General features: G+C 72.1%; 25 protein-coding genes and 1 tRNA gene. 13 read left to right on the forward strand and 13 right to left on the reverse strand.

All coding sequences use genetic code 11. The features are described from left to right. Positions 1–28 precede the first annotated feature (28 nt). Both WA788_RS26450 and WA788_RS26455 read right to left on the reverse strand, forming a co-directional pair. A complete protein-coding gene (locus WA788_RS26450) occupies positions 29–1,417 on the reverse strand; it encodes a PP2C family protein-serine/threonine phosphatase (protein ID WP_335981287.1) in 1,389 nt (462 codons plus the stop codon). A 318-nt stretch (positions 1,418–1,735) separates the two neighbouring features. Further along, on the reverse strand, positions 1,736–2,539 hold the full coding sequence (locus WA788_RS26455) for a class I SAM-dependent methyltransferase (protein ID WP_335981289.1): 804 nt from the start codon (positions 2,537–2,539) through the stop codon (positions 1,736–1,738). A 202-nt stretch (positions 2,540–2,741) separates the two neighbouring features. Here WA788_RS26455 and mshA point away from each other — a divergent pair, with 202 nt between their 5' ends. From mshA to WA788_RS26470, 3 genes are all read left to right on the forward strand, one after another. After that, a complete protein-coding gene (gene mshA / locus WA788_RS26460) occupies positions 2,742–4,082 on the forward strand; it encodes a D-inositol-3-phosphate glycosyltransferase (RefSeq protein ID WP_435132814.1) in 1,341 nt (446 codons plus the stop codon). After that, a complete protein-coding gene (locus tag WA788_RS26465; protein ID WP_335981293.1) occupies positions 4,075–4,671 on the forward strand; it encodes a YbjN domain-containing protein in 597 nt (198 codons plus the stop codon). The genes mshA and WA788_RS26465 overlap by 8 nt, the downstream gene beginning before the upstream one ends. A gap of 101 nt (positions 4,672–4,772) precedes the next feature. Beyond that, on the forward strand, positions 4,773–5,528 hold the full coding sequence (locus WA788_RS26470; RefSeq protein ID WP_335981295.1) for a phosphoglyceromutase: 756 nt from the start codon (positions 4,773–4,775) through the stop codon (positions 5,526–5,528). 83 nt (positions 5,529–5,611) lie between these two features. Here WA788_RS26470 and WA788_RS26475 read toward each other — a convergent pair whose 3' ends face one another. Continuing rightward, complete coding sequence (locus tag WA788_RS26475) at positions 5,612–6,601, reverse strand: alpha/beta hydrolase (protein WP_335981296.1); 990 nt, start codon at positions 6,599–6,601, stop codon at positions 5,612–5,614. Positions 6,602–6,785: 184 nt separating this feature from the next. Here WA788_RS26475 and WA788_RS26480 point away from each other — a divergent pair, with 184 nt between their 5' ends. After that, positions 6,786–7,295, forward strand: a complete 510-nt coding sequence (locus tag WA788_RS26480; protein ID WP_335981298.1) for a MarR family winged helix-turn-helix transcriptional regulator — start codon at positions 6,786–6,788, stop codon at positions 7,293–7,295. 123 nt (positions 7,296–7,418) lie between these two features. Here the strand turns inward: WA788_RS26480 and WA788_RS26485 are convergent, their stop codons facing one another. Further along, positions 7,419–7,592, reverse strand: a complete 174-nt coding sequence (locus WA788_RS26485; RefSeq protein ID WP_335981300.1) for a hypothetical protein — start codon at positions 7,590–7,592, stop codon at positions 7,419–7,421. A 251-nt stretch (positions 7,593–7,843) separates the two neighbouring features. Further along, positions 7,844–8,521, reverse strand: a complete 678-nt coding sequence (phoU, locus tag WA788_RS26490) for a phosphate signaling complex protein PhoU (RefSeq protein ID WP_335981302.1) — start codon at positions 8,519–8,521, stop codon at positions 7,844–7,846. Positions 8,522–8,743: 222 nt separating this feature from the next. Here phoU and WA788_RS26495 point away from each other — a divergent pair, with 222 nt between their 5' ends. Beyond that, on the forward strand, positions 8,744–10,096 hold the full coding sequence (locus WA788_RS26495) for a sensor histidine kinase (protein ID WP_335981305.1): 1,353 nt from the start codon (positions 8,744–8,746) through the stop codon (positions 10,094–10,096). After that, positions 10,093–10,773, forward strand: a complete 681-nt coding sequence (locus WA788_RS26500; protein ID WP_031525271.1) for a response regulator transcription factor — start codon at positions 10,093–10,095, stop codon at positions 10,771–10,773. Before WA788_RS26495 ends, WA788_RS26500 begins: the two co-directional genes overlap by 4 nt. Before the next feature lie 92 nt (positions 10,774–10,865). Here the strand turns inward: WA788_RS26500 and WA788_RS26505 are convergent, their stop codons facing one another. Beyond that, positions 10,866–11,495, reverse strand: coding sequence for a DUF461 domain-containing protein (locus WA788_RS26505; RefSeq protein WP_335981309.1), 630 nt, complete (start codon positions 11,493–11,495; stop codon positions 10,866–10,868). 462 nt (positions 11,496–11,957) lie between these two features. Here WA788_RS26505 and WA788_RS26510 point away from each other — a divergent pair, with 462 nt between their 5' ends. The 5 genes from WA788_RS26510 (at position 11,958) to rlmB (ending at position 16,540) form a co-directional block, all read left to right on the forward strand. Further along, positions 11,958–12,440, forward strand: coding sequence for a CarD family transcriptional regulator (locus tag WA788_RS26510; RefSeq protein WP_103889522.1), 483 nt, complete (start codon positions 11,958–11,960; stop codon positions 12,438–12,440). Positions 12,441–12,725: 285 nt separating this feature from the next. Further along, positions 12,726–13,445, forward strand: coding sequence for a 2-C-methyl-D-erythritol 4-phosphate cytidylyltransferase (gene ispD / locus WA788_RS26515; protein ID WP_335981408.1), 720 nt, complete (start codon positions 12,726–12,728; stop codon positions 13,443–13,445). Next, positions 13,435–14,007 carry a 2-C-methyl-D-erythritol 2,4-cyclodiphosphate synthase gene (gene ispF, locus WA788_RS26520; RefSeq protein ID WP_335981314.1) on the forward strand — a complete coding sequence of 191 codons (573 nt, stop codon included), beginning with the start codon at positions 13,435–13,437 and terminating at the stop codon, positions 14,005–14,007. The genes ispD and ispF overlap by 11 nt, the downstream gene beginning before the upstream one ends. 120 nt (positions 14,008–14,127) lie before the next feature. Further along, a complete protein-coding gene (cysS, locus tag WA788_RS26525) occupies positions 14,128–15,519 on the forward strand; it encodes a cysteine--tRNA ligase (RefSeq protein ID WP_335981316.1) in 1,392 nt (463 codons plus the stop codon). A 64-nt stretch (positions 15,520–15,583) separates the two neighbouring features. Beyond that, positions 15,584–16,540: a 23S rRNA (guanosine(2251)-2'-O)-methyltransferase RlmB gene (gene rlmB / locus WA788_RS26530; protein WP_335981319.1), complete on the forward strand. Its 957-nt coding sequence runs from the start codon at positions 15,584–15,586 to the stop codon at positions 16,538–16,540. A gap of 75 nt (positions 16,541–16,615) precedes the next feature. Here the strand turns inward: rlmB and WA788_RS26535 are convergent, their stop codons facing one another. Next, complete coding sequence (locus tag WA788_RS26535) at positions 16,616–17,440, reverse strand: sulfotransferase family protein (protein ID WP_335981322.1); 825 nt, start codon at positions 17,438–17,440, stop codon at positions 16,616–16,618. A 216-nt stretch (positions 17,441–17,656) separates the two neighbouring features. On the opposite strand from WA788_RS26535, the gene WA788_RS26540 reads away from it, so the two are divergent. After that, complete coding sequence (locus WA788_RS26540) at positions 17,657–19,306, forward strand: DoxX family protein (protein ID WP_335981324.1); 1,650 nt, start codon at positions 17,657–17,659, stop codon at positions 19,304–19,306. A gap of 161 nt (positions 19,307–19,467) precedes the next feature. On the opposite strand, the gene WA788_RS26545 is transcribed toward WA788_RS26540, so the two are convergent. From WA788_RS26545 to WA788_RS26555, 3 genes are all read right to left on the reverse strand, one after another. Next, positions 19,468–20,226, reverse strand: coding sequence for a nucleotidyltransferase family protein (locus WA788_RS26545; protein WP_335981326.1), 759 nt, complete (start codon positions 20,224–20,226; stop codon positions 19,468–19,470). 246 nt (positions 20,227–20,472) lie between these two features. Continuing rightward, a complete protein-coding gene (locus WA788_RS26550; protein WP_335981329.1) occupies positions 20,473–20,886 on the reverse strand; it encodes a hypothetical protein in 414 nt (137 codons plus the stop codon). 222 nt (positions 20,887–21,108) lie between these two features. Next, a complete protein-coding gene (locus WA788_RS26555; RefSeq protein WP_335981331.1) occupies positions 21,109–22,227 on the reverse strand; it encodes an ABC transporter ATP-binding protein in 1,119 nt (372 codons plus the stop codon). Between the two features lie 214 nt (positions 22,228–22,441). Between WA788_RS26555 and WA788_RS26560 the strand changes: the two genes are divergently transcribed. Further along, a tRNA-Thr gene (locus tag WA788_RS26560) sits at positions 22,442–22,515 on the forward strand. A gap of 45 nt (positions 22,516–22,560) precedes the next feature. On the opposite strand, the gene WA788_RS26565 is transcribed toward WA788_RS26560, so the two are convergent. The 3 genes from WA788_RS26565 to WA788_RS26575 form a co-directional block, all read right to left on the reverse strand. After that, positions 22,561–23,946 (reverse strand): tyrosine-type recombinase/integrase, encoded by a 1,386-nt coding sequence (locus WA788_RS26565; RefSeq protein WP_335981333.1) that lies wholly within the window; start codon positions 23,944–23,946, stop codon positions 22,561–22,563. Between the two features lie 67 nt (positions 23,947–24,013). Further along, positions 24,014–24,214 (reverse strand): helix-turn-helix domain-containing protein, encoded by a 201-nt coding sequence (locus WA788_RS26570; protein ID WP_335981334.1) that lies wholly within the window; start codon positions 24,212–24,214, stop codon positions 24,014–24,016. A gap of 448 nt (positions 24,215–24,662) precedes the next feature. Then, positions 24,663–26,135, reverse strand: a complete 1,473-nt coding sequence (locus WA788_RS26575; protein ID WP_335981335.1) for an ATP-binding protein — start codon at positions 26,133–26,135, stop codon at positions 24,663–24,665.

Genomic DNA, 26,135 nt, shown 5'->3' on the forward strand with positions numbered 1-26,135 from the left:
GACTGGCTCCCTACGCCGACCGGCGCTCCTACGCCTGCCGCTCCAGCAGCACCACAGCCACGTCGTCCGTCAGCTCCCCGCCGTTGAGCTCCCGCACCTTCGCCATGGTCGCGTCCAACAGTTCCTCGCCGCCGAGCCCCGCGGCCATCAGCTCCCCGGCGAGCCCGATCATGCCCTCCTGGCCCAGCCGCTGCGTGCCCTGGCCGATGCGGCCCTCGATCAGGCCGTCCGTGTAGAGCATCAGCGACCACTCACCGTCCAGCCGCACACTGATCCGCTCCCACTCGGCGTCCGGCAGCAGCCCGAGCGCGGGCCCGCCCGCCTCGTACGGCAGCAGCGCCGGCGCCCGCCCGGGCCCGGCGATCATCGGTGTCGGGTGCCCGGCCAGGTGCAGCTGGGCCGAACGGCCGTCCGGCGCGAGGTCGACCGCGCACAGCGTCGCGAAGATCTCGTCGTCGGCCCGCTCGTGCACCAGCACGTTCTGCAAGGTGCGCAGCAGTTCCTCGCCGCCGAGCCCTGCGAAGGTCAGCGCCCGCCAGGCGATCCGCAGCTCCACGCCGAGCGCGGCGGCGTCCGGGCCGTGCCCGCACACGTCGCCGATCATCGCGTGCACGGTCCCGTCCGTGGTGCGCACCGTGTCGTAGAAGTCGCCGCCGAGCAGGGCACGGCTGCGGCCGGGCCGGTAACGCGACGCGAACCGCAGCCCGTTGGCGCCCTCCAGCAGCGGTACGGGCAGCAGTCCGCGCTCCAGCCGCCGGTTCTCCTGGGCGAGCAGCCGGGTCTCGGTGAGCTGGCGCTGCGCGAGGTCGGCGCGCTTGCGTTCCACCGCGTAGCGCACGGCGCGGGTGACGGTGGCGCCGTCGACGCTGTCCCGGGCGAGGTGGTCCTGCGCGCCGATCCGGACCGCCTCCGCGGCCGCCTCCCCGTCGTCGGTGCCCTCGGTGAGGACGAGGACCGCGGTGCCCGGCGCCAACCGCGTCACCTGCTGGAGGCCGTCGAGCACGTCCGGCAGGTCGAGCAGGATGCAGTGCACGTCATCCGTGAGCAGCCGGCCCGCCGCGGTCAGGTTGCGTGCCCGCAGCAGGCGGATGCGGGGGCCGCCCGGCTCCTGGAAGTACGGCGCGGTGAACGCCCCGGCCGGGTCGTCGCCGATGACCAGCAGGGTCAGGACGAGCTGGTCGGGGACGGTGTCGTCGCGCTGCCGGGGCAGGGTGAGCGACGGCTCGGAGCCGTCGGGGCCCGGCGCCGCATGTCCGACCGCTGCTGTCGCTGGAGGAGCGGCCACCGGAGGAACGGTCGCCGGGGCGGCGGAGGGTGCGGCCTGCCGTGTCGAGGCGTCCGCGGGCACGCCTGCGCGGCCCTGGACGCCGCAGCGGGCGTCCGAGGGCCGTTCGGTGCCGCGCCGTGCAGCGGACATCACTCGGCTCCTTCCCTCCCCCTGAGGTCTCGGTCTGGCGACCCTAGTGGTTCAACCGGACGGTGAGGGAGTGCCCAAAGTGAATGTCGGGCGGCATATGCCGGTCCGGACGGGCGGTTTGGGAGCCAATGGGGGTATCCGCGCATGACCAAGGTCACGCGTGCCAGGTGCAACCGTGTGGCGAACGCGACCCTGTTCCGGGTCCACGCGGCTCCTCAGGACAGCCCGCCCCGCCATGCGGGCCGCCCGCGCCCGCACCCGCACCGCCCGCGCAGGGCCCGTTCAGGCGCCCCCGCGCCCAGCCGATGACCCGCCTGTTCACCCGCCCGGCGCCACCGACTCCCATGCCACCGTGACCTCCCCCTGCCGCCACCGCCCGGGCCCGTCCAGCACAGGCCACCCCTGCTCCCGCAGGTCTCGCACCGCCCTGATCCACCGCTGCCGGGCGCCCAGCGCGGACAGCGGCGCCGCAGTGGCCCAGGCGCGGTCGAACGCCGTGAGGAAGGCGTGGACCGGCTCGCCCGGCACATTGCGGTGGATGAGCGCCTTCGGCAGCCGTTCCGCCAGGTCGGACGGCCGGTGCAGCGAGCCGAGCCGGGTCGCGAAGGTGAGGCTGCGGGGGCCTTCGGGGCCGAGCGCGACCCAGACGTGCCGCCGCCCGATCTCGTCGCAGGTGCCCTCGACGAGCAGGCCGCCGGGCGCCAGCCGGGCCCGTAGCGCCTCCCACACCCCCGCCACGTCGGCCTCGTCGTACTGGCGCAGGACGTTCGCCGCGCGGATCAGCAGCGGACGGCGGCCGGCCGGCAGCGGCAGTTCGAAGCCGCCGTGCCGGAAGGTCAGGCCGTCGCGGACATAGGGGAGTGCCGCGGTGACCCGGGCGGGGTCGATCTCGAAGCCGACCACCTCGGCAGCCGGCCGCACCTGCCGCAGCCGGGCCAGCAGCTCCACGGCGGTCCAGGGCGCCGCGCCGTATCCGAGGTCGACGGCGAGCGGGTCGGCGGCGCCGCGCAGCTCCCGGGCGAGGGTGGCGGCGATCCAGCGGTCCATGCGGCGCAGCCGGTTGGGGTTGGTGGTGCCCCTGGTCACCGTGCCCACCGTGCCGCTCACGCGCCCGCCGCTCATGAAAAGAGCGTAGAGCGGTGTGCACGTGCAGGGTCCGGGCGGGGCGGGAAGACGGGGAAGGCGCAGAAGTCGGGAAGGCGGGATGCCGGGACGGCCCCCAAGTAACGACCGGACATCGGTTCCCATGATCGGAAATGGAACCGGGCGTTCCGATGTTGTCGGGGGTTGACGACGTACGTACGGCTGCCGGAAGGATCGCATGGTGACCACGCAGACGTCACGGCTCGCCGCCCGCAGGGGAGCCCTCCACAAGCGGTGGACCGGCGGGCGCCGGGTGCGGCGGGTGGCGATGCTGAGCGTGCACACCTCGCCCCTGCACCAACCGGGCACCGGCGACGCCGGCGGAATGAACGTGTACATCGTGGAGTTGGCCCGGCGGCTGGCCGAGCGGGACATCGAGGTCGAGATCTTCACCCGGGCCACCACCGGCGACGCGCCCGCGGCGGTCGAGCTGGCCCCCGGCGTCCTGGTGCGCCACGTGGACGCGGGCCCGTACGAGGGACTCGCCAAGGAGGACCTGCCCGCGCAGCTCTGTGCGTTCACCCACGGCGTGATGCAGGCGTGGGCCGGCCACCGCCCGGGCCACTACGACCTGGTGCACTCCCACTACTGGCTCTCCGGCCACGTCGGCTGGCTGGCCGCCGAGCGCTGGGGCGTGCCGCTGGTGCACGCCATGCACACCATGGCCAAGGTGAAGAACGCGGCGCTGGCCGACGAGGACGCGCCCGAGCCGACCGCCCGGGTGATCGGCGAGACGCAGGTGGTGGCGGCCGCGGACCGGCTGATCGCGAACACCGACGAGGAGGCCGCCGAGCTCGTGCGGCACTACGACGCGGAGCCCGCGAAGGTCGCCGTCGTCCACCCCGGGGTGAACCTCGACCGCTTCCGGCCCGAGCCCGGCGGGCGGGCCGCCGCCCGGCAGCGGCTCGGCCTGCCGCAGGACGCGGTGATCCCGCTCTTCGCCGGCCGGATACAGCCGCTGAAGGCGCCGGATGTCCTGGTCCGCGCGGCCGCGGTGCTGCTGGAGCGGGACCCGTCGCTGCGCGAGCGGCTGGTGGTGCCCATCGTCGGCGGCCCCAGCGGCAGCGGGCTGGCCAAGCCCGAGGCGCTGCACAAGCTGGCGGCGCGGCTCGGGGTGTGCGACGTCGTACGCTTCCGGCCGCCGGTCGGGCAGGAGCAGCTCGCGGACTGGTACCGCGCGGCGACCGTGCTGGTCATGCCGTCCTACAGCGAGTCGTTCGGGCTGGTCGCGATCGAGGCGCAGGCGTGCGGCACCCCGGTGGTCGCCGCGTCGGTCGGCGGGCTGCCGGTCGCGGTCGCCGACGGCAGTACCGGTTTCCTCGTCCCCGGGCACGACCCTCGGGACTACGCGGAGGCGCTGCGGCGGTTCGTGGACGACCCGCACCTGGCCGACCGCCTCGGCGCGGCCGCGGCCCGGCACGCCCGCGGGTTCGGGTGGGGCGCGGCGGCGGCGGACACGGCCGAGGTGTACGCGGCAGCGCAGCAGGAGTACCGCCGTCACCTACGATCGGCGCATGGCTGACGCTTCCCCCGAGCCGCCCCAGCGTTCCGACCGGCCCGACCAGTCCGGCCGCCCCGAACGGTCCGAGCCCCCCGCGCCGTCCTCGCCCGCCGCCCGCGCCCGTGCGGCGGTGGAGCAGGCGCTGCGCGAGGCCGAACTCCCGTGGGAGTCGCCCCGCCCGGGCACCTATGTCACCCAACTCCCGGGCACCCGCAAGCTGGCGACGACCACTCAGCTCATCGTGGGCGAGCACACCCTCTCCCTGAACGCGTTCGTGATCCGCCACCCCGACGAGAACCACGACGCCTTCCACCGCTGGCTGCTGGAGCGCAACCTCCGCACGTACGGCGTCGCGTACGCCGTCGACCGGCTCGGCGACGTCTACCTCACCGGCCGGCTCCCGCTGGCCGCGGTCACCCCCGACGAGGTGGACCGGCTGCTCGGCGCGGTCCTGGAGAACGCCGACGGCCCCTTCAACGTGCTGCTCGAACTCGGCTTCGCGTCGGCGATCCGCAAGGAGTACGCGTGGCGGGTCTCCCGCGGGGAGTCCACCCGCAACCTCGACGCGTTCGCCCACCTCACCGAGCCGGAGCCGTCACGGGAGCCGTAGCCGTAACCGTAGCTGTACGGCGGGCGGCGGACGGAGGCCGTCGGGCCGAGGCGGCCGAGGCGGTCGAAGGGTGCCGCCCGGCCTCCATTACGCTCGGGGGCATGGCTGCTGCGTACAAGCTGATCCTCCTCCGCCACGGCGAGAGCGAGTGGAACGCGAAGAACCTCTTCACCGGCTGGGTGGACGTCAACCTCAACGACAAGGGCGAGAAGGAGGCGGTCCGGGGCGGTGAGCTGCTCAAGGACGCCGGTCTGCTGCCCGACGTGCTGCACACCTCCCTGCTCAAGCGCGCGATCCGCACCTCGCAGCTCGCCCTGGAAGCAGCCGACCGGCTCTGGGTGCCGGTGCGGCGCTCCTGGCGGCTGAACGAGCGGCACTACGGCGCGCTCCAGGGCAAGGACAAGGCACAGACCCTCGCGGAGTTCGGCGAGGAGCAGTTCATGCTGTGGCGCCGCTCCTACGACACCCCGCCGCCGGTGCTCGCCGACGGCGCCGAGTTCTCCCAGTCCGACGACCCGCGCTACGCCGGCATCCCCCCGGAGCTGCGGCCCCGCACCGAGTGCCTCAAGGACGTCGTCGAGCGGATGCTCCCGTACTGGTACGACGGCATCGTCCCGGACCTGCGCACCGGCCGGACCGTGCTCGTCGTCGCCCACGGCAACTCGCTGCGCGCCCTGGTCAAGCACCTCGACGGCATCTCCGACGCCGACATCGCGGGCCTGAACATCCCCACGGGCATCCCCCTCGCCTACGACCTCGACGCCGACTTCCGCCCGGTCACCCCCGGCGGCACCTACCTCGACCCGGACGCGGCCTCCGCCGCCATCGAAGCGGTCAAGAACCAGGGCAAGAAGTAACCCCTCGCCCCGAAAGCCCCCGCCCCGCGGATACGTCCGCGGGGCGGGGGCTTTCGTGTGTGTGAGGGGGACACGGTTCGGCGTCAGGCGTGGAGGGCGGTGCGGAGGGTGGTGGCGGCCAGAGTGATCGCGGCCTCGGCGGCGTGGGTCCCGCGCAGAGCGTCGACCATCACGAAGTCGTGGATGACGCCCTGGTAGCGGACGGCGGTGACCGGGACGCCGGCGGCGCGCAGCTTGTTCGCGTACGCCTCGCCCTCGTCGCGCAGCACGTCGGCCTCGCCGGTGATGACCAGGGCCGGGGGCAGGCCGGTGAGCTGCTCGGTGGTGGCCCGCAGCGGCGACGCGGTGATCTCGGCGCGCTCCGCCTCGCTGGTCGTGTACTGGTCCCAGAACCACTTCATCCCCTCGCGGGCGAGGAAGTAGCCCTCGGCGAACTGGTGGTAGGAGGCGGTGTCGAAAGAGGCGTCGGTGACCGGGTAGAAGAGGACCTGCTGGCGCAGCCGGACGTCCCCGCGCTCCTTGGCCTGGAGGGTGAGGGCCGCGGCCATGTTGCCGCCGACCGAGTCGCCGGCCACCGCGATCCGGGCCGGGTCCAGGCCGTGGCCGGTGCCGTCGGTGCCGATCCAGCGGGCGACGGTGTAGTTCTGCTCGATGGCGACGGGGTAGCGCGCCTCGGGTGAGCGGTCGTACTCGGGGAAGACCACGGCGGCGCCGGCCCCGACGGCCAGTTCGCGCACCAGCCGGTCGTGGGTGTGGGCGTTGCCGAACACCCAGCCGGCGCCGTGGATGTAGAGGATCACCGGGAGCTGGCCCTTGGCGCCCTGCGGGCGGACGATGCGGGCCCGCACGCTGCCGGTCGGGCCGCCCTGCACGGTCACCCACTCCTCGTCGACCGCGAGCTTAGGGGTGTCGCCGGACTGCACCTCGTCCACGGCGGCGCGGCCCTCGGCCGGCGGCAGCTGGTAGAGGAATGGCGGCTTGGAGGTGGCCTCGGCGAAGGCCGCGGCGGCCGGTTCGAGCACCGGCGCCTCGGGGGTGTAGTCGCTGGCGCCCGCGGCGGGTGTGGTGGTCATGGCGTACTCCTGCGGTTCGGGCCCCGTCCTCTGCGGAACCTTGCAAGCAAGAAGATACGACACGATTGCCTAGTGCACAAGTTAAGTGTGTGATGTTCGATCGTGGCAAGGTGAATGGTGTGCTCTGTCATCGGCTGCGTGCCGAGCAGTAGCCTGGGGCCGCGAGATCAACGGAGGAGACGCGATGGCCAACAGCGACATGCAGGCGGCGGCCGCGGTGAGCGACGCCGCCGAACGGGCGGCGGAATCGGCCGCGGAAGCCGCGCCCGCGACCCTGCTCCTCGACGACCAGCTGTGCTTCGCCCTCTACGCGGCCTCCCGCGCCGTCACCGCGCGCTACCGGCCGCTGCTCGACTCCCTCGGGCTGACCTACCCCCAGTATCTGGTGATGCTGGTGCTCTGGGAGCACGAAGCCGTGGCGGTCAAGGAACTCGGCGCCGCGCTCCAGCTCGACTACGGCACCTTGACCCCGCTGCTGAAGCGGCTGGAGGCCAACGGCCTGGTGCGGCGCGAGCGCCGTCCCGACGACGAGCGCTCGGTGACGGTCTCCCTCACCGCCGAGGGCGTGCGGCTGCGCGAGCGGGCCGCCGGGGTGCCGGTCGCGATGAGCGGCGCGATGGGGCTCGACGCCGCGGAGACCGCGCAGATCAAGGAGCTGCTGAGGCGGCTGACCGCCAACGTGGCGCGCGGCTGACGCCGGACCCGCCGGGACCGAAGCGCGCGGGCCCCGCCTGGTCGCCCAGGCGGGGCCCGCGCTGCCCGTTCGGCGGTGCGAACCGGGCGCGCGCTCTCGTGGGAGCCGGGGAAGCTGTCGGAGCTAGTGGGAGCAGCCGCTGCACTGGCAGGGGCTGCCGGACTGGCAGCCGCAGCCGCAGCCCGAACCGCAGCCGCAGGCGGCGACCAGGGGCAGCGGGGTGCGCAGTGGCGGCGCCGCGCCCGGCGTGCGGTGGTCGAGGTCGCGGGCGGGCGGTGGAGTGGGGGACTGCGGCATCGGTGACACCCTCCTCAGGCTGGCCTGACCACCAGTGAACCCGGCGCGTACCGGTGTTTCAAGGGCGCACGAGGGCATCCCGGGCAACGCGCCCACGCCTCGCGCGCCCCCTGCCCGAGGCCCTCCCGAGGCATGTCCCGACCCCCTCCGCGAACCTCTCCCCGCGCACTCTCCGGCCCGCCCACCCGCTCGTCCCCCGCGCACCCGTCCCCCGTACGGGCGAACCCGGGCCGGGCGAACCCGGGCCGGCGTTACGCGCCGTCGGCGCTCGGCGTCGGGCTCAGCTCGTCCGCGTGCTCGCCCGTCACCAGGTAGACGACGCGCTTGGCTACCGACACCGCGTGGTCGGCGAACCGCTCGTAGTACCGGCCGACCAGGGTGACGTCGACCGCGGTCTCGATACCGTGCTTCCAGCGGTCGTCCAGGAGGTGCTGGAAGAGCGTGCGGTGCAGCTCGTCCATGCGGTCGTCGTCCGCCTCCAGCTGGAGCGCGTCGTCGACGTCCTTGGTGATGATCACCTCGGCGGCCTTCGCCATCAGCCGCTGGGCGAGCTGGCCCATCTCCAGGATGGTGCTGTGCAGGTCCCGGGGCACGACCGTCTCCGGGAAGCGCAGCCGGGTGAGCTTGGCCACGTGCCGGGCCAGGTCGCCGGAGCGCTCCAGGTCGGCGCTCATCCGCAAGCTGGTCACGACGATCCGCAGGTCGGTGGCGACCGGCTGCTGCCGGGCGAGCAGCGTGATCGCGCGGTTCTCCAGCTCCCGCTGGAGGTCGTCGACCTTCTCGTCCGCGGCGATCACGCTCTCGGCGACCTTCAGGTCCGCGTCCAGCATCGCGGTGGTGGCCCGGCCTATCGCGGACCCGACGAGCCGGGCCATCTCGACCAGCCCGTCACCGATCGAGTCCAGCTCCTCGTGGTATGCGTCCCGCATCGCTTTCCTTCCGTACAGGCCGAGGGCACACATGCCGTGGCCGAAACGTGTGCTCAAAAGAGAGGCTTCTCCTCCACGCTCACACGCTGATGGCCGTACGCGTACCGGCCGCGCATCGCAGGTGAATCCAGACCCTCGTCAAGGTGAACTCTTGGCAACGTACATCCGAGAGCTCGCTCCGAGGGTTGTAAAGCAATTGAACAGGCCACCTAACCTGTAGACGTGGACGTGAACGCGGCAGTGGCCGCAGCCAGCGCGATAGCCGGTCTCCTGACCGGCGCCAGCGCCGTACTCGCGTTCCGGTGGAGCGAGCGGGAACAGGCCCGTCCCACCCGTAAAGCGCTACGGACCGACAACATGACCGCTGTACTCCCCCCGGGCGTGGACACCGTCCTGTCCGTGCTCCGCTCCTCCGCCGTCGTCCTCGACGAGGGCGACACCGTGGTCAAGGCCAGCTCGGCGGCGTACGCCCTCGGACTGGTCAGAGGCGGCCGGCTGGCCGTCGACCAGATGCTCCAGATGGCCCGCGAGACCCGCAGGGACGGCGAGATACGGCAGGTCGAGCTCGACCTGCCGCGTCGCGGCGCCGGGCGGGGCGAAGGGTTGGCGGTCTCCGCCCGGGTCGCCCCGCTGGGCTCCCGGCTGGTGCTGCTGCTGGTGGAGGACCTGACCGAGGCGCGCCGTATCGAGGCGGTGCGCCGCGACTTCGTGGCGAACGTCAGCCACGAGCTGAAGACCCCGGTCGGCGCCCTGTCGCTGCTCTCCGAAGCGGTGATGGACGCGTCCGACGACCCCGAGGCGGTCAACCGCTTCGCCGGCCGGATGCAGATCGAGGCCACCCGGCTGACCAGCCTGGTGCAGGAGATCATCGACCTGTCCCGGGTCCAGGACGACAATGCCCTCGTCGACGCCGAGCCGGTCGCCGTGGACGACCTCGTCGCCGAGGCGGTCGACCGCTGCCGGCAGCCGGCCAACTCCAAGCAGATCACCATGGCCACCGGCACCACCCCCGACCTGTACATCTGGGGGAACCGGGGCCAGCTCGCCGCCGCTCTCGGCAACCTCGTCGAGAACGCCGTCAACTACAGCCCGGCCCGCACCAGGGTCGGCATCGCCGGCCGCAGGATCACCGCCTCCGGCGGCGACCGGATCGAGATCTCCGTCACCGACCAGGGCATCGGCATCTCCGAGCGGGACCGCGAGCGGGTCTTCGAGCGCTTCTACCGGGTCGACCCGGCGCGCTCGCGGGCCACCGGCGGCACCGGTCTCGGCCTGTCCATCGTCAAGCACGTGGCCGCCTCGCACGGCGGGGAGGTCACGGTGTGGAGCGTCGAGGGACAGGGCTCCACCTTCACGCTGCGCCTGCCCGAGGCAGCCCGCGGCCGTTCCCCGGAGGCGGGCGCAGGGTCGGACCGCTCCGACCGCGCCGACCGCCGCCCCGACCAGCCGGACCGCTCCGACCCATCCGAGCGCGCCGACCCGGACGAGCAGTACGACGACGTCGAAGAGCCGACGGACGACAAGCTCCTCCAGACCCTCCCCGAACACATCCCCGCCCCGGAGGTCCTCCCGTGACCCGCGTACTCGTCGTAGAGGACGAAGAGTCCTTCAGCGACGCGCTGTCGTACATGCTCCGCAAGGAGGGCTTCGAGGTCGCGATCTCCGCGACCGGGCCCGACGCGCTGGACGAGTTCGAGCGCAACGGCGCCGACCTGGTACTGCTCGACCTGATGCTGCCCGGCCTGCCCGGCACCGAGGTCTGCCGCCAGCTCCGGCTCAAGTCCAACGTCCCGGTGATCATGGTCACCGCCAAGGACAGCGAGATCGACAAGGTCGTCGGCCTGGAGATAGGTGCCGACGACTACGTGACCAAGCCGTTCTCCTCCCGCGAACTGGTCGCCCGCATCCGCGCGGTGCTGCGCCGCCGCGGCGAGCCGGAGGAGATCTCGCCGGCGGCCCTGGAGGCCGGGCCGGTCCGGATGGACGTGGACCGGCACGTGGTCACCGTCGGCGGCGGCAAGGTGGACCTCCCGCTGAAGGAGTTCGACCTGCTGGAGATGCTGCTGCGCAACGCCGGGCGGGTGCTGACCCGGATGCAGCTCATCGACCGGGTCTGGGGCGCGGACTACGTCGGCGACACCAAGACCCTCGATGTCCACGTCAAGCGGCTGCGGGCGAAGATCGAGCCGGACCCGGGCGCGCCGCGCTACCTGGTGACGGTCCGGGGCCTGGGCTACAAGTTCGAGCCGTAAGCCGGCCCGCCGCCTCTGTACGGGCGCGGACCGCGCAACGGTAAGGGGCTCGACACCAGGTGCCGAGCCCCTTACTCATGCCTGCGTACGCCTTACGAGCTGCTGCCCGAGGTGCCGGACGTGCTTGACGTGCCCGACGTACCGGTGGTGGGGGTCGACGGGGACTTCGGTGTCTTCGGCGTGGCCGGAGTCGTCGGGGTGGTCGGCGCCGCGGTGGTGGGCAGCGAGCCGGGCCCGTACGGCGCGAAGTAGCTGCTCGCCGGCGTCACGTTGACCTGCATCTTCACCGCGCCGGCGGAGCTGAAGGAGAACACCGCGTTCTGGACGTCGCCGTCCCGCAGCGACTCGCCGGTGCCCGGCAGCACCGCGGCCGCGTTGCCCTTGCCGCCCAGCAGCACGCTGCCGTGCGCCGGCACGCTGATCGTCGACCCCCCGTGCTGGCCCTTCAGCTGGGCCATCGTGGTGCCCGCGATCTGCACGGACTGCAGGGTCTGGGCGTGGGAGCCGTTGTTGAACAGGCGGGCGGTGACGGTCGCCGGGCCGCTCGGGTCGGTGAGCACGAAGGCGTTCTGCACCTTCACATCGCCTGTCGACCCGGCGTCGCTGTCCGGGTGGACCCCCAGCGTCTGCGCGTCGGTTCCGGCCGCGCACGCGGCGGCGAGGGGCGCGATCGAGAGCGCGAGTACAGCGGCGACAGCGCCGCGACGGATGCTGCGGACCACGGCGGCGGCATCTCCTTGGGCAGGGTACGGAAGATCTTCCAGCGGCCTTACATTACCGAGGACATGCGCTGGGCCGCGCACCGGCCCCGCCATTAGGGCGGGTTGATTACCGGAGCGCCCGGACGGGTGCCGCGGGCCTTTTCCATGATCGGGCAAAATTCGATCTTCGGACGGCCGGTAACCGGCCGTCGGCCCGAACGGCGTAGCGGTGACGCACTCCTGTAGGAGTGACAAATCGGGACGTATCGACCCGCGTTCGGAGCTGTTCGGGGTCGTAACGGGCACGTTTCGCCCCCCGCGTATACCCGCTCCGACCTGCGGATACCCGGTCGGCGACGCCCCCTCCAGCACGTTCCGGGGGCGGTTGTCAAGCCCCGAGATATGCCCTGACCTGCGGAAACGCCATTCAGAAGACGCCGTTCCCGTGTTACCCTGGATAGCCACGGAAGGGGTACCTGTCACATGACGTTCAAGGTTGGCGACACCGTGGTCTATCCCCATCACGGGGCCGCGCTGATCGAAGCGATCGAAATTCGCCAGATCAAAGGCGTGGACAAGACCTACTTGGTGCTCAAGGTCGCCCAGGGCGACTTGACGGTACGTGTGCCCGCGGACAATGCGGAGTTCGTCGGCGTACGCGACGTGGTCGGTCAGGACGGTTTGGACCGGGTCTTCGAGGTGCTCCGCGCGCCGTACACCGAGGAGCCCACCAACTGGTCCCGCCGCTACAAGGCAAATCTCGAGAAGCTGGCGTCCGGCGACGTCATCAAGGTCGCCGAGGTCGTCCGCGACCTGTGGCGCCGTGAGCGCGAGCGCGGCCTGTCGGCGGGCGAGAAGCGGATGCTCGCCAAGGCGCGCCAGATCCTGGTCAGCGAACTCGCACTGGCCGAGAACACCAACGAGGACAAGGCCGAGACGCTGCTCGACGAGGTCCTCGCGTCGTAAGACCGTCCCTTTTCGGACGTTCTCGTGTCGCGTCCTTGCCGGTGTGAGACCCCACGCCGCCCCATGTGACGTACCGACTTACGCAGACGCACCCCCCGGCCACCGTCGGGGGACCTGCCGCGGCACCCGGTTGAGCAGGACGACCGGGTGCTGCGGCATGCTGATACCGCCGCATGCCCGTCGTGCCGTGGCCACGAAGGTCCCCCGGGGGTCACGGAAGGGGTCCGGAGGAACACCGTTCCCGGCACTCTGAGTGCGATACCCATCTGACACAAGGACACAAACCTGCGTACCGCCGCTGTCATTCCCGCCGCCGGACGTGGCGTCCGGCTCGGCCCCGGCGCGCCCAAGGCGCTGCGCACCCTGGGCGGGGTGCCGATGCTCGTCCATGCCGTCCGCGCACTGGCCGCGGCCCGTGCGGTGCAGGTCATCGTGGTGGTCGCCCCGCCCGACGGCGCGGCCGAGGTCCGGGCGCTGCTCGACGCCCACGAACTGGCCGGCGCGTCCGGCGCGTCCGGTGTGACCACTGTCACCGTCGTCCCCGGCGGCGAGACCCGCCAGGACTCGGTGCGGCTCGGTCTGGCCGCACTGCCCGACGACGTCGACGTGGTGCTGGTCCATGACGCGGCCCGCCCCCTGGTGCCGGTCGAGACCGTCGAGGGCGTGGTCGAGGCGGTGCGCGCCGGCGCCCCGGCCGTCGTCCCCGGCCTGCCGCTGGCCGACACCGTCAAGAGCGTCGAGCCGGAGACCGGCGCGGTCACCGGCACCCCGCAGCGCGCCCTGCTGCGGGCGGTGCAGACCCCGCAGGGGTTCGACCGCGCGGTGCTCGCCAAGGCGCACGCCACCGTCACCCAGGACGTGACCGACGACGCGAGCATGGTCGAGCAGCTGGGCCTGCCGGTCGTGGTGGTGCCCGGGCACGAGGAGGCGTTCAAGGTGACCCGCCCGCTCGACCTCGTGCTCGCCGAGGCCGTACTCGCCCGCAGGAGTGGCCATGACTGCTGAACAGCACACCCCCGGCGCGCGGCCGGCTCCCGAGCCGGCCGCCGGCCCGGGAGCGTACGCGGGCGGGCTGCCGCCGCTGCCGCAGGTCGGCATCGGCACCGACATCCACGCCTTCGAGGAGGGCCGCGAGCTGTGGTGCGCGGGCCTGAAGTGGGAGGGCGAGGGCAGCGGGCTGGCCGGGCACTCCGACGCCGACGTGGTCGCGCACGCCGCCTGCAACGCGCTGTTCTCCGCGGCGGGCCTGGGCGACCTCGGCGCGCACTTCGGCACCGGGCGGCCGGAGTGGGCGGGCGCCTCCGGGACGGCGCTGCTGGCCGAGGCCGCGCGGATCGTACGCGCCGCGGGCTTCACGGTCGGCAACGTCGCAGTCCAGGTGGTCGGCAAGCGGCCCAAGATCGGCAAGCGGCGCGACGAGGCGCAGCAGGTGCTGGCCGCCGCCGTGGGCGCGCCGGTCTTCGTCAGCGCGGCCACCTCCGACGGGCTGGGCTTCACCGGCCGGGGCGAGGGGCTCGCCGCGATCGCGACCGCGCTGGTGGTCCGCTCCGGTCCGGCCGCGCCCTGACGACCGGGCGGCGCGGCGGGCGCCGCGCGCGACTGTGCCGTCCGGGCTGTTATGTGTCCGCAGTATGTGCAGTTGGCCCAGGGGCGCGGGGCACAGGGCTTCGCCCACTACCCTTGTGGCGTGACTATTCGCCTGTACGACACCAACGCGCGCCAGGTTCGTGATTTCGCCCCGCTCACGCCGGGCCGCGTCTCGATCTACCTGTGCGGCGCCACCGTGCAGGCGGCCCCGCACATCGGCCACATCCGGTCGGGGCTCAACTTCGACATCATGCGCCGGTGGTTCCGCTACCGCGGCTACGAAGTGAGCTTCGTCCGCAACGTGACGGACATCGACGACAAGATCATCAAGAAGGCCGCCGAACAGGGCCGCCCCTGGTGGGCGATCGGCTACGAGAACGAGCGCGCCTTCACCGCCGGCTACGACGCGCTCGGCTGCCTCCCGCCGACGTACGAGCCGCGGGCGACCGGCCACGTGCCGGAGATGATCGAGATGATGCGCGGCCTCATCGAGCGCGGCCACGCCTACGTGGCCGACGGGAACGTCTACTTCGACGTGCGCTCGTTCCCCGGCTACCTGGAGCTGTCCAACCAGGAGCTGGACAACCTGCGCCAACCCGAGGGCGAGGGCGAGACCGGCAAGCGCGACCAGCGGGACTTCGCGATGTGGAAGGCCGCCAAGCCCGGCGAGCCGTCCTGGCCGACCCCTTGGGGCCGCGGCCGGCCCGGCTGGCACCTGGAGTGCTCGGCGATGGCCCACAAGTACCTGGGCAGCGCCTTCGACATCCACGGCGGCGGCATCGACCTGATCTTCCCGCACCACGAGAACGAGATCGCCCAGGCGAAGGCGTACGGCGACGAGTTCGCGCGGTACTGGGTGCACAACGCCTGGGTCACCATGAGCGGCGAGAAGATGAGCAAGTCGCTCGGCAACTCGGTGCTGGTCTCGGAGATGGTGCGGCGCTGGCGGCCGATCGTGCTGCGCTACTACCTGGGCACCCCGCACTACCGGTCGATGATCGAGTACAGCGAGGAGGCCCTGCGCGAGGCCGAGGCGGCGTTCGCCCGGATCGAGGGCTTCGCGCAGCGGGTGGTGGAGAAGGCGGGCACCGTCGAGCCGGCCGCCGAGGTGCCGCCGGCCTTCGCCGAGGCGATGGACGACGACATGGGAGTCCCGCAGGCGCTGGCCGTGGTGCACACCACCGTCCGGCAGGGCAACAGCGCCCTGACCGCCGACGACAAGGAGACCGCGGTCGCGCGACTGGCCGAGGTCCGTGCGATGCTCGGAGTACTGGGCCTGGACCCGCTCGACCCGCACTGGCGCAGCGCCGAGGGCGGCGACGACCTGCACGGCGTCGTCGACTCCCTGGTCCAGCTGGTGCTGGAGCAGCGCCAGTCGGCGCGGTCCCGCAAGGACTACGGCACCGCCGACGCCATCCGCGACCAGCTCGTCCAGGCGGGACTGGAGATCGAGGACACCCCGACCAGCTCGCGCTGGACCCTGCGGGGCTGATCCGTCCACCGGCTCGCGGGCCCCGTGCAGCTTTGCAGCGTTCGACCGAAGAAGAGAGTGTCCGATGGCCGGCAACAGCCAGCGCAGGAACCGCCGTACGTCCAACAAGAAGGGCGCCACGGTCGGCAGTGGCGGGCAGCGCCGCAAGGGCCTTGAGGGCAAGGGCCCGACCCCGCCGGCCGAGGCGCGCAAGGGCCACAAGAAGAACCGGGTCGCCAACGCGCAGGCCCGGCGGACGGTGTCGGCCCAGTCCCGCCGCCCCTCGGGCCGCGGCGCCAAGTCGACGTCGGAGATGGTGGTCGGCCGCAACCCGGTGGTCGAGGCGCTGCGCGCCGACATCCCCGCGACGGCCGTCTACGTCCAGCAGTTCATCGACAACGACGACCGGGTGCGCGAGGCGGTGACGCTCGCCACCGACCGCGGGGTGCCGCTGCTGGAGGCGCCGCGGCCGGAGCTGGACCGGATCACCGCGGGCCTGAACCACCAGGGCCTGGTGCTCCAGATCCCGCCCTACGAGTACGCCCACCCCGAGGACCTGGTGGCGGCCGCGGCCGACCGCGGCGAGGACCCGCTGATCGTGGCGCTCGACGGCGTCACCGACCCGCGCAACCTCGGCGCCGTGGTGCGCTCCGTCGCCGCCTTCGGCGGACACGGCGTGGTGGTCCCTGAGCGGCGCGCGGCGGGGATGACCGCGGGCGCGTGGAAGACGTCGGCGGGCACCGCGGCCCGGGTGCCGGTGGCCCGCGCCACCAACCTGACCCGCACCCTGGAGGCGTACCAGAAGGCCGGGCTGACCGTGGTCGGGCTGGCCGCCGACGGCGACATGGAGTTGCAGGACCTGGAGCTGCTGGACGGCCCGGTGGTCGTGGTGGCCGGGTCCGAGGGCAAGGGGCTGTCCCGGCTGGTCGGCGAGACCTGCGACCTGCTGGTGCGGATTCCCATGCCGGGCGGCGCGGAGTCGCTCAACGCCGGCGTGGCCGCGGGCGTCGTGCTCTACGAGGCGTCCCGCCGCCGCGCCTGACGTACGGCGGCGCCGGGAGCCGACGCCTGCCGTGCTGAGCAGGGGGACGGTCTGCTCAGCACGGGAACTCCCCGCTCAGCAGGGGTAGTCCCACTTTCGGGTGATCGCCCGCAGCGGCTCGGGCACGTCCTCGGGCTTCGGCATCGGGCGCGGCTCCTGGACCCGCCCCGACTTGATCTTGTCGCTCCAGTCGCCCATCGTGACCTGGAACGGGCCGTGGTCCTGCCGTCCGTAACGCACCATCTTGGGCGCCCACTCGACGCCCAGGTACGTACACAGGCGGCGGCACTGCGCCTCGGGGTCGGCGGTCAGGTCCTCGTAGCGCACGGTGAGGCCGTCGAGGGCGTCGCGGGCGGCGTCGACCTGCTCGACGTAGCGCCGGATGTGGCGGACCGTCCAGTCGAGGCCCTTGTCCGGGCGGGAGTCCATCTGGGAGGCGACCACCGAGGCGGGGTTGCGCAGCAGGAAGATGAACCGGGCCCGGGGCCACGCCTCGTGCAGCCGCTGCCACAGCTCGGCGTTGCCCGGCGTCTTGTCGACGATGACCTTCTTCTCGCTGCGCACCAGTTCACGGTGGAGCACCCGGTCCCACAGCAGGTGCTCCAGCTCCCGGTGGTCCAGTTCGAGCAGGCCCATCGCCTTCTCCGTGTAGGACTCGCCGTAGGAGAGCTTGAGGGTCCGCAGGTGCATCTCGTGCGGGGCGCGGATGTCGGGGTGGCTGTTGAGCAGCACCCGCAGCAGGGTGGAGCCGGACCGGATCGAGGAGATGACGAACACCGGGTCGGGCACCAGACGGGTGTCCTCGGGCGCGAGGACCGGCGGCGGCGCGGTGATCACCTTCCTGGCGTTGACGCGGACCCGCCGGGCGAGCCGGCGCACTCGGGGGTCGTGCAGGATCATCACACCGCTCCTGGACCGGGACTTGGACTGACCACCGCATCCTGCTGGCCAAATCTTGGTGTCGCCTTGGCGACACCATGGGAAAAGGATGAGATTTCGGTGAAATCCGCGCCGCGCGGGAACGGATCGGGCCGTTCGCCCCTCCGCTTCTCCCGGGCCGCACTCGTCTGACGGGGGACCGTCAGGCAGTGTCCTAAACGACCGTCACTCGGTTAGATGAGTGTGGACACCAGAACACCCCGCACCTCGACGGGGGGAGGGGCGCCCGGGTTTGATGAGCGCGTGCTGACCATGGCACGGGTGCCGAGCGATCCCGCCCAGGTCATCGTCAACCACGCGAGCTTCCGGGTGCAGCTCGGCGCGGCCTCGACCCGCGCCCTCGCCTTCGGGGGCCCGGTACGGACCCCGTCCGTGCGGCGCGGCCGGCCCGTCGTGTGGTCCGGGCACACCTCGCCCGAGTTGACGCAGGCGGTGCGCCGGCAGGCCGATGCCGCCGACGGCCCGGGGAGCGCCGGGGCCGTGACCCAGGTCCTGCCGCGGATCGACGAGACGGCCGTGCTGCCGCCCGCGGTCGCCACGGTGGTCGGCCAGCGCGCCCCGCTGGACGACCCGCTGGTCGCCACCGGCGGCCGCGGCGGAGGCTACCCCGACGGCGCGGACGCCGAGTACGCCGAGTACGCCGAAGACGCTGACGGCCGGTACGGCGACCCGGCGGGCGGCGACGACCGCGCCCGCACCCGCCGCCCGCGCGGACGCCGCGACTCCGTCCGGCACGCGTACTACCCGCACCGGCGGATGAACCTCGGCATCGTGCTGCTGCCGCTGCGCGTCTTCCTCGGCTTCGTGTCCATCTACGCGGGCATGGGCAAGCTGTGCGACCCGGTCTACTTCGACGGCGGCAGCCGCGGCTCCATGGTCAAGTGGCTGTCGTCGCTGCACCCGTGGGCCGCCGCCGAGCCGCTGCGTGACGCCGCCCTCAACCACCCGGTGGGCGCGGGCCTGTCCGTCGCCTTCCTCCAGGTCGTGGTCGGTGTGCTCACCGTCTTCGGCCTGTGGCAGCGGGTCGCCGCCGTGTTCGGCGCCGCCGTCTCGATCGCCCTGCTGGTCACCGTCAGCTGGCGGACCGTCCCGGTCTACGACGCACCCGACTTCATCTACCTGGCCGCCTGGAGCCCGCTGGTGATCGCCGGCGCCCCGGTCTACTCCGTCGACGGCCACCTGGCCGGCGACGCCTGGCGCCGGCTCGGCCCCCGCGTCACCCTGTGGGACCTGCGGCGGCGCGTGCTGCGCCGCGGCACCGTGCTCGCCACCGTCACCATCGGCCTGACGCTGCTGGTCGGCTCGGTGCTGGGCGCGGCCGTCCGCGCCAGCACCACCGAGCACGGCCGCACCGGCACCGGGCCGACCCCCGTGAACAACCTGCCCGGTTCGCCGCTGCCGGAGGTCTCCGGCGGTGACAGCGACGGCAGTTCCGGCGCCCCGGACGACGCGAAGCCGTCGCCTGGCCCGAGCACGAGCGGCGCGAGCACGGCGCCCGGCGCGACGCCGAGCCGTACGCACGCGCCGAGCGGCAGCAGCACGCCGCAGAGCACCCACACCACCATCGGCACCGGTGGCGGTTCCACGGGCACGGCGACCGGCAGCGGTTCGGGGTCCGGGTCCGGCGGCTCGTCCGGGGGCTCCTCCGGTGGGAGCGCCCCCGTCACCCAGGCGCCGCCGCCCGTCGCGACCCAGGCGCCCGCGCCGCCCGCGCCGTCGCCGAAGCCGTCGCAGGGCGCGATCGGCGGGCTGCTGGGCAGCGGGCCGCTGCTCGGGCTGTCGGCGGGGCCGGGGCACCAGGAGGGGACGCCGGTGAACACCGCCTGAGCCGGCCGGACCCACGGACAAGGGGCGCCTCCTTCGGAAGGGGGCGCCCCTTGTCCATGTGCGCGGGGTACGGGTGCGCGGGCACGCGGGTACGGGTGCGGTGCCCGGGCGGCGGGCGGGGCAGCGGTGTCGGGCGGCCCGGGCAGCGGGCGGTGCGGGGGTCAGCCGCGGTGCGAACCCAGTTCCTTGGCCGCCTCGTTGAGGTCCTTCGCGGTGTCGATGGCCCGCCAGTAGGCGCCGTGCGGGATCGGGAAGCCGGCGAGCCGCCGTTCCCGGGCCAGCCGGGGGAAGGTGGTCCGCTCGTGGTCCCCGAGATCGGGCAGCATCGCGGTGAAGGCAGGGGCGAAGACGTACACGCCGGCGTTGATCAGGTACGGCGACGGGGGCGCCTCGATGAAGTCCAGCACCTGGCCGAACTCGTTGGTCTCCACGGCGCCCCAGGGGATGCGGGGACGGGCCAGGGCGAGCGTGGCGACGGCGGCACGCTCGTGGTGGAACTCGGCCATCTCGTGCAGCGGGAAACGGGTCCAGATGTCGCCGTTGGTGGCGTACCAGGGCTCTTCCGGGCGGGGCAGCGAGGCGGCAGCGTACTTCAGCCCGCCGCCGCGGCCCAGCGGCTCGCGCTCGATGACGGTGGTGACGCTGAGCGGCAGCGGGGTCGCGTCCAGCCACTCCTGGAGGACCTCGGCGAGGTGGCCGCAGGAGATGACGGCGTCCGTGACGCCTTCGGCGGCGAGCCAGGCCAGCTGGTGGCCGATGATCGGCGTGCCCGTGCCGGGGATCTCCACCATCGGCTTGGGGCGGTCGTCGGTGTACGGCCGCAACCGCGAGCCCTGCCCGCCGGCGAGCAGGACCGCCTGGGTGACCGGGGTGGGGGCGGGCGGGGCGGAGTTACCGGGGTGCTGGTCGGCGCGGGTCATGCAGCGCACCCTATGCGACGGGAGGCGTACGGCCCGGGTGCTGCGGGCCGTACGCCTGTCCGCGTCCGGGTGTTCCGTCGATGGGCGCCGACTGCCGCCGTACCGGCCGCTGTTGTGCCCGCGGCCGTCGTACGGGGCTGTCCGCGGAGGCGTGCGTGCCGTGCTTGGCCGCTGCCTCGCCGCTCGTTGCTGATGGTTGCCGCTGGTCGCTGATGGTCGCCGTTGGCCGTTGTCGGTCGCTGCCGGTCAGCCGACGGACGCGACGCCGGTCGCGAACGACGTGTCGCAGACCGGCCGGGACCACGCCTGTGCGCGGTGGGCGGCGCCGTCGTACTTCGCGACGGCGGCGCGGCCCAGCGAGCGGGCGATGTCGACGCAGTACCGCGCGAGGCTGGGCTGCTTGGCCATGGCCACCTGGAGGTCGGTCAGGGCGACGCCCGGGTCCTTCTCCTGGAGTTCGGCCAGCAGCTTCTGGCGCAGCGCCTCCTGGGGCGCGAGGGATGCCTGCTTCTTCGACGACGCCGCGGTCAGCACCTGTCCGTCCGACGGCGAGGAGGAGGCCCACGGCACGCGGGCGACGGCGAGCGTCCCCGACAACACGAGGACGACCGGAAGAACGAGCGCGAATGTCTTGCCGAGACGGCGAGCTACCTGGTTCACGCATCGGATCGTAGCGACTGGTAATGATTTGGCGACATTTAGTCACTCTGACGAGGGAGGTGAAACAGGGCAGCCGCAGTCACGGTGTTGACGAACGCACCCGAAAGGCCGGTTTTGTGGATGAACGCCCGGTAGTGGGGCAGGGGCTGCGCGGGCCGCGAAACGCGGCGGGCCGGTACGTCCGCGTGGGACGTACCGGCCCGCCGAAGTGCCGTCTGCGCGTCAGTCGCTGAGGCGCTCGCCGGTGGAGGTCGCGAAGACGTGGGTCTCGCCCGGGCGCGGCACGACGTGGAGCACGGCGCCCTTCTCCGGGATCTCGCGGCCGCCGACGCGGAGCACCAGGTCCTTGTGCTCGCCGCCGACCTCGGCGGAGCCGTACACGTAACCGTCGGCGCCGAGTTCCTCGACGACGTTGACGGTCACGGCCAGGCCCTCCGGGCCCTCCTTGGACAGGCCCGCGGCGCCGCCCGAGGTGACGTCGAAGTGCTCGGGACGCACACCGACGGTGACCGTCTTGTCACCCTTGTCGGCCGCGGCCTTGACCGCCTCGCGCGCCACGTTCACCACGGTGTTGCCGAACTTCACGCCGCCGTCGGTGATCGGGACCTCGACGAGGTTCATCGCCGGGGAGCCGATGAAGCCCGCGACGAAGAGGTTCGCCGGGCGGTCGTACATGTTGCGGGGGCTGTCGACCTGCTGGAGCAGACCGTCCTTGAGCACCGCCACGCGGTCGCCCATCGTCATGGCCTCGACCTGGTCGTGGGTGACGTAGACGGTGGTGACGCCCAGCCGGCGCTGGAGGCTGGCGATCTGGGTACGGGTCTGCACACGGAGCTTCGCGTCGAGGTTCGACAGCGGCTCGTCCATGAGGAAGACCTGCGGCTCACGCACGATCGCGCGGCCCATCGCGACACGCTGCCGCTGACCACCGGAGAGTGCCTTCGGCTTCCGCGAGAGGTACTCGGTCAGGTCGAGGATCTTCGCGGCCTCCTCGACCCGCTTGCGGATGTCGGCCTTGTTGACGCCGGCGATCTTCAGGGCGAAGCCCATGTTGTCCGCGACGGTCATGTGCGGGTACAGCGCGTAGTTCTGGAACACCATCGCGATGTCCCGGTCCTTCGGCGGCAGGTGCGTGACGTCGCGCTCACCGATGCGGATGGCGCCGGCGTTGACGTCCTCCAGCCCCGCGAGCATGCGGAGCGAGGTCGACTTGCCGCAGCCGGACGGGCCGACGAGCACCAGGAACTCGCCGTCCCCGACCTCGATGTCGAGGCCGTCGACCGCGGGCTTGTCGCCGCCCGGGTAGATCCGGGTCGCCTTGTCGAACGTGACAGTTGCCATGACTGTGACAGTCCCTTCACCGGCAGGAACGTGCCGGACGATCCGAGTAAAGGAACCTCCCGGAGCAGCTCCGGAGGTGTTCCGCGAAATCGAACAGCCCACCTGATCAGCGGGCTCACCGTGACGCTACCTGCCGATTTCCGTCTTGTCACCAGCCGCAGGGACAGGATTTTCCCCGACCCCGGCACCCCCGGCCCGGTACACTGACCCCCGCGCCTCCTTAGCTCAGCTGGCCAGAGCGACGCTCTTGTAAAGCGTAGGTCGTCGGTTCGAACCCGACAGGGGGCTCCGCCCGAACCCCAGCTCAGATCGCTCTGAGCTGGGGTTTTGTGTTCAGCGGATGCGGCGGCGGCGCCGTGCGCGGGCGGCTTTGGTGTCGGCGGTCTCAGTTCTGGTCTCAGTCGGGCCCTCGGGCTGGGGCATGAAGGTGTCGCCCATGCGCCCCATGGCGCTCTTCGCGAGGTGGGAGCGGCCCTTGACGTAGCGGCGGGTCTGGCTGATCTGGGTGTGCCTCAGGATCTCCATGATGGTCACGATGTCCACCCCCAACTCGTTCAGGATCGTGCCGGCGGTGTGCCTGCTGCCGTCGTAGAGACGTCGGGCGTCGATACCCGCTTCGGTCAGGAGCTCCTGAAACTCCTCGTAATCCTGCCGCGGATCGAGCGGCCGGCCGTCGGGCCGGGTGAACACGGCGTCGTGCTCCTGCCAGGCTTCCCCAGCCGTGGCCTTCGCTTCTTCCTGCTGCGCCTTGTGGGCCAGCAGGTGCGGGATAAACGGCGACGGGATCGGCACGGCGTTGCGGCTCTTCTTGGTCTTCGGTCGCGTGAACACCAAGCCGCCGCCCTTGCGGTCCGGGCAGACGCTCGCGTGCCGCGTGCACGTCTTGGGGCAGGGCTTCGGGCAGCCTCGCTTGTAGCCCTTGTGGGCTTTGCACTCAGTCGGGCAAGGGTCGAACCGGTGCAGCCGCGCGCCGCACGCGTGCGGGTCGTCGCAGCCGTGTCGCCACGTGAGCCGCTGGACCTGCCACTGCGGGTGAAACAGCTCCCCGTCCAGGTCGACATACGACCAGCGGAGACCGAGGCATTCCCCTTGCCGGAACCCCATGCCGACGCCGACCACCCAGCGCATGTACGTCGGTCGTTTGATCGCCGCGGCGAGAAACGCTTTCGCCTCTTCGATCGTGAAGGGGTTCGCCTCGGTCTCGTCCTGCGTCGGCGGGTCCACGAGGGTGGCGACGTTCTCCACGAGCATCCGGCGGCGGTGCGCGATTTTCAGGGCCCGTGACAGGATGCGGTGCACCTTCAGCACGTGCGAGGGAGCGTGGCCGGCGTCCAGCATGGCCCGGTACATGCGTTCCAGGTGCTCCGGTTCGAGCTTGTCGATTCGGTGCTGGCCGACACCCGGGATGATGTCGTTGCGGGTCTTGGACCAGTAGTCGTCCAGCGACCGAGGCCGGAGTTTCAGGCTCGCGATGTCGGTGAGGTAGGTCTCCATCCACCTGGCGACGGTGGGCTTTCGACCGGCCTTCGGGGCACGGCCCTTGTCCCGAAGCGCTTCCAACTCCTTGACCTTGCGCTTGATCTCGGTTTCGGTCTTGGCGCGGCGGTGGCGCCGGTCGGGGCTGCCGTCGCTTTTGACTCCCATGGTGACGCGACCGTGCCACCAGCCGTCGTTTCCGAGGTAGATGGACGATTCCATGTTGGGTTTGCGGGGGCTCACGGTTCCTCCGAGAAGGAGCGGGGCCGGACCGACGAATCGGCCCGGCCCCGGTGGTGATCTGGACTGGTTAGCTGGCGTGGTCGGTGAGGGTGGCGGCGAAGCGCTCCAACTCGTTGTGGTGGATGCGGCGGGCGCGTCCGCACTTGACGAAGTGGAGCTGGCCGGCGGCCATGAGTTCGTAGATGGTGGAGCGGCCCAGGGACAGGGCCGCGGCGGCGTCTTCGGGGCGGTACAGGATGCGCGGCACGGGCATGGCGGCGGTGCTCATGCAGATCACTCCTTGGTGTTTCCGCAGGGAGGCGTGTCTGTCCGAGGTGGGGATTTCTGCGTCATTGCGTCATGTGCGTCATGCGAGCTGTTGACCTGCGGGTTTGCATGACGCAGAGGCGGGGGGCTGCGTCATGCCTGCGTCATGGGCTGCGTCATGGCGGGGCGCGCCCATGACGCACATGACGCACGCATGACGCAGCCCCCCGCCTCTGCGTCATGGTCTATCCCGCAGGTCAGCGGCGGTTTTTCGGGCCGCATGACGCACATGACGCAGCGTCTTCCCTCTTAGGACAAAAGAGGGGGTGTCTGTAGTCGTTGTGCGCGGCTCAGAGCGTGAAGAAGGGGCCGCTTCGCGGCGCGACCCTTGGGCGGCCCGTGGCCGAACAGCAAGAAGAGCACCGGGGCGCGATGCCCGTGGTGCTCTTCTTGCTTGTCCCGCCCGGCGGTTAGAACGCCTGCTGCTGCTCGGGCTGGGGCGGCGCGGGCCGGGCCAGTTCGAGGTAACGCCCCTCAAAGGTGCGGCCGCTGTCCATGAGGACGCCGCGGGCCGCGAGGGTGGGTTGGAGGCGCTTGAGGCGGTCCGAGAGGACCTTTCCGGTCGTCGGCCACCCTTTGGGCAGGGGGCGGCAGTCCTCGCCGCTGTAGAGGCGGCTCAGCGCGTGCAGCCACTCCGTGGACGTCATGCGCTGCTCGGTGCCCGACGGCATGCTCTCCGCGTGCAGGAGGACGGTCTGCGCCAACAGGTCGCCTTCGATCACGTCGTCGTTCAGGTCGTCCAGGCTCGCCCGGTAGGCGCGCAGGGCCCCCAGCCCGGTAGCGGCGTCGAGCTGGGCGCACAGGTGCGCGAAGTCCGCCATCCGCAGGTCGGTCGGGGTCTCCGCCGTGATCGCGCGGACCTTGACGGTCAGGTCTAGCAGGGACCCGAGCACGACCGGCAGGGCCTCGGCGTACTCCGTCCACAACTCCGCTTCGGTCCGCCGCACGCGGGGCCGCTCCAACCGCAGCGGCAGCAGCCGTTCGGCCAGGTCCGGGCGGATGACCCCGACATCGATCCCGGTCAGCAGCAAGGGGCGGCGGTAGCGGGCCCGGAAGACATCCCCGTCGGTGAACAGGGCCCGCTTGACGTTCTCCGCGCCGGTCACGATGCAGCACATCGCGTCCGACAGGTCCGGGGTCATGTGGGACAGGTTGTCCAGCGCGGTGACCCACCCGGCCGCCACCGCGGCGATGAGGTTTTCCTCATCCTTCGGGGCCCGGCGCAGGTCCCCGCTCATGCCCTCGATGATGCGGATGAGCATCCGGCCGCCGGTGGACTTCCCCGCGCCCTGGGGGCCGGTGAGGAACGGCGCCGGCACCGGAACGCCAGGCGCGAGGCAGCCGATCAACCACGCGATGGCCAGGCACTCGGTCTCGGCGGTGGCGAAGTTGCACAGTCCCAGCAGCAGGTCGATGCCCTTGCCGTCGGTGCCCTTGGCCGGGAGGGGGAGTTCGCCGGTGAGCTGGGTGCGGCGCCAGCACACTTCCCGCGGGTCCGGGACGGTGATGTCCCATCCGGTGGGGTGGATACGGACCGACCGGCCGTCGTTCCTGCCCAGGTCCAGCCACGTCGCCCCGTCGAACCCCGGGGCCACGCGGATATGGACCGGCTGCACGTCTTCGGACAGGGCGAGTGCTTCGATCAGGTCCAACGCCTCCTTGAGCGCGGTGCCGTTGAAGACGCCCACCCCGTCCTTGAACAGGCCGACCATGAGTTCCTGCCGGTGGCTGCCGGTGGTTCCCTGGGAGCGGATCGGACGGGCCACGGGGTGGCCGTTGCGCTGCGCGTACACGGTGCCGTCGGCGGTGCGGAAGTACCGGAAGTGCGTCTGGGCGTAGTCGGCGATGACCTCACGGCCAGGGTTCTTGTCGTCGTCGGACAC

It is taken from the genome of Streptomyces sp. CA2R106 (genome assembly GCF_037034245.1).
Classification (GTDB): Bacteria; Actinomycetota; Actinomycetes; order Streptomycetales; family Streptomycetaceae; genus Actinacidiphila.